At 44.8% G+C, this 3,452-nt stretch carries 4 protein-coding genes; 2 read left to right on the plus strand and 2 right to left on the minus strand.

The window, feature by feature from the left end; all coding sequences use genetic code 11:
- Nucleotides 1-178 precede the first annotated feature (178 nt).
- Both istA and istB read left to right on the plus strand, forming a co-directional pair.
- A complete protein-coding gene (gene istA / locus B5E53_RS18330; RefSeq protein ID WP_087317572.1) occupies nt 179-1,741 on the plus strand; it encodes an IS21 family transposase in 1,563 nt (520 codons plus the stop codon).
- Complete coding sequence (gene istB, locus B5E53_RS18335) at nt 1,738-2,514, plus strand: IS21-like element helper ATPase IstB (protein WP_087281318.1); 777 nt, start codon at nt 1,738-1,740, stop codon at nt 2,512-2,514. The genes istA and istB overlap by 4 nt, the downstream gene beginning before the upstream one ends.
- A 119-nt stretch (nt 2,515-2,633) precedes the next feature.
- Here the strand turns inward: istB and B5E53_RS19410 are convergent, their stop codons facing one another.
- The gene (locus tag B5E53_RS19410) at nt 2,634-2,774 is read right to left on the minus strand and encodes a hypothetical protein (RefSeq protein WP_162611976.1); all 141 of its coding nucleotides are present in this window, start codon (nt 2,772-2,774) and stop codon (nt 2,634-2,636) included.
- A gap of 201 nt (nt 2,775-2,975) precedes the next feature.
- Nucleotides 2,976-3,332, minus strand: a complete 357-nt coding sequence (locus B5E53_RS19415) for a hypothetical protein (protein WP_162611977.1) — start codon at nt 3,330-3,332, stop codon at nt 2,976-2,978.
- Nucleotides 3,333-3,452 lie beyond the last annotated feature (120 nt).

Consider the following 3,452-nt stretch of genomic DNA (forward strand, 5'->3'; position numbering starts at 1 on the left):
AGGTGATTATTCCGGGGCTCTTTGAGCCACCTGTCCGGACTTTGAGAGCCACCATTCCGGAGAATGAGAGCCACATATTCCGGTAATTCAGAGCCACTTTAGGCTCTATTACATAGATTTCCTTTATACTGTAAGAACACATCGTCTGATGTGAATACAGTTAAAGGAGGTCACCATTATGACCAAATACCGAGAGATCCTTCGCCTGAAAAGCTTAGGATTCAGTGAACGGAACATCGCGCATAGTTGCGGTGTGTCCCGTAACACAGTTGCCAAGGTCGTCAAAAAGGCTGCGGAAATAAAACTTTCCTGGCCGCTGGATCATGACATGACCGACAGCACACTTGAGGAAATGCTTTTCCCCAAGACAAAATCAGCAACCAATAAACGGATGCCTGATTATGACTACATCCGCAGAGAACTCCTGCGTAATGGAGTCAATAAGAAGCTCCTATGGGTAGAATACTGTGAGGAATGCCGTATGAATGGCGAAGAACCTCTCATGTATTCCCAGTTCTGCTACTACATTCAGAAGGATGAAGAAAAACGCAGGGCAACCATGCATATCCCACGGAAACCGGGTGAGCAGATAGAAGTAGATTGGGCCGGTGATCCGGCACAGCTCATCGATCCAGACACCGGTGAGATCACGGAGGCATGGATATTTGTAGGAGTCCTTACTTACAGCCAGTATACCTTTGTAAAGGCGTACCTGAACCAGAAGACAGACAACTGGATCAAAGCGCATATTCAGATGTTTGAATTCTTCGGCGGTGTTACACCGATGCTTATTCCAGATAACTGTTCTACGGCAGTGGATCATTCGAAAAGTGACTGGTATACCACCGCGCTGAATACTATTTATCATGAGATGGCAGAACATTATAATATCGCCATTATTCCGGCAAGAGTCCGGAAGCCCAAGGATAAACCAAATGTGGAAGGTTCCGTTGGTAAGATCTCCACATGGATCACTGCGGCCCTCCGCAATGAACAGTTTTTCTCTCTTGCAGAATTAAACGCTGCGATCCGCGAAAAGCTGGATGCCTACAATGCAAGAAAGTTCCAAAAGAAAGAATGCAGCAGGCTCAGTTTATTTCTTGGGGAAGAAAAGCCATTGCTGGCACCGTTGCCTGCCACACCCTTCGAACTGGCGGAGTGGAAACAGGCCACTGTCCAGTTCAACTATCACATCGCAGTAGACAAGATGTACTACTCCGTGCCTTATCAGTATATCAAAGATAAGGTCGATGTGCGCATAACAGAAACAACGATTGAAATATTTTATCATCACAACCGGATTGCCTCGCATCGCCGTCTCCATGGCAGGAGCGGCCAATACTCCACGGTAATGGAACATATGCCGCCAGATCATCAGAAATATCTGGAATGGAACGGTGACCGTTTCCGCAGATGGGCAGATTCGATTGGAATCAACACAAGGAAGGTGGTTGATGCGATCCTGACCTCCGGCAGGGTGGAACAGCAGACTTACAGAAGCTGTATGGGGCTGCTGAAACTGGCTGAGAAGCATTCTCCCAGCAAACTGGAAGAAGCTTGTTCAAGAGCGCTCCTTTATTCCAGAACACCCAGTTATAAAAGTATCAAAAATTTATTAGCTGCCATGAAAGAGGATTCCGATCCTGTTTCCCAGAATCCGGATTCAATTTCATCTGAGACGCAATCACGGGCACGTGGCATTACAAGAGGTGCCAGATACTACGGAGGTAAAAGATCATGACCAATCAGAGTACCATTGATAAACTGATCGAGATGCGCCTGTCATCCATGGCAGATGCATTCCGGATCCAGATGAATGATTCTGCAATGAAGGAAGTTCCGTTTGAAGACCGCTTCGGCATGCTGGTTGATGTTGAGTATACAAACCGGAAAAACAATCGCCTGAAAAGGCTGATCCGTCAGGCAGAACTGGAGCAGCCAGATGCCAGCATCGCAGCCATCGACTATCAATCCGGCCGGAAGCTGAACAAAGCCTTGATCAGCCGTCTGGCAACCTGTGAATACATCTCAGAGTACCGCAACATTTTTATTACCGGTGCTACCGGAAGCGGTAAGACCTATATGGCATGTGCTTTCGGTATGGAGGCATGTAAACACTATTACACTGTGAAATATGTCCGCCTTCCGGATTTATTGCTGGATCTGCAGGCAGCTAGGGATGCCGGTACATTTACCAACGTGCTCAAGAAGTACACGAAACCGGTTCTGTTAATTATTGATGAATGGCTCCTGCTCAAGCTGACCGAGTCCGAAGCCAGAAATCTTTTTGAACTGATCCACAAACGCAGGAAGAAGTCATCGACCATCTTCTGCTCCCAGTTCCGGGAAAGCGAGTGGTACCAGCAGATCTGCAGCGGTGAGAGCACTCTTGCAGATGCCATCATGGATCGCATTTCATACGATTCATATAAAATCAACATCGAGAGCATCGATCCATCAAAAGACCTTTCCATGAGAGAGGTATATGGTCTGGATCCTGCTCAGGCTGAGTAACTATCAATAGGTGGCTCCGTTAGTCCGGACAGGTGGCTCTCGCCACACCGGACTGGCGGCTCCGCCGCACCGTAATATTCATTAAAGGTTTTGTTTACCATTTTCCGATTATACCGTAACTATAAACCAATCCAGTTCTTCAGCATAATCGCCCTGTTACTGACAATCATTGCCGCCGCATTTTTCGTCCCAATTGTATTTACTTTTGCAGAGACCGGACTGGTGCCGAACTTCCCTACTTTGATTGTGTGTGGCTTCATTGAAATGGCCGCCCTCATCTCATTATTTACAGGAATTATCTTGCAGACACTTCGTCAGAAGGATCGGCAAGATTTTGAAATGAATCTGATTCAAATTTCAGAGTATTATAAGGCAATGCACTGATGACATCTTTTGATAAACAATACCCACACCAATACAGTTGTCGGTGTGGGTAAATGTAAAATAAGTTTAATTTCAGGCTATTCGTTTGCTACATCTCGATAGCGCGTCTTGATAAATAAAACTCCCAAAAAGAATGGTAATGTGTAGGCAAAAACAAATACATAACGCATAGCGGAAGAAACAGGGGTTGATATCATAAGAGTAAGCCATAACAAAAATATTGGAGAATATACTAAAATCATTTTCCACGTTTTATTCTTCAGTATAGATAAAAGAAGGCTGCCTAACATAATCCAAAAGCATACACCTTCTCGCAAAAATTTATTTCCCAAACCATACCATACCCTTAAAATATTATTCAGCATTTCTGGAAGAAGAGGCTGATCATGGATACCACTTGTCACCAAAAAATCTGTTAACCAAGCATTATTCACTACGTAAACGGTAAATACTCCGTACCTCGAAAATCATAGTCATATGTGAGACAATAGACTCGATTCTTATCAATCCGTGCTAATAGTTCAGTACTCAACTTTTAGTACTGTTATAGAAAT

The sequence above is a fragment of the Eubacterium sp. An11 genome, from assembly GCF_002161065.1.
GTDB classification, from domain to species: domain Bacteria; phylum Bacillota; class Clostridia; order Lachnospirales; family Lachnospiraceae; genus Anaerobutyricum; species Anaerobutyricum faecale.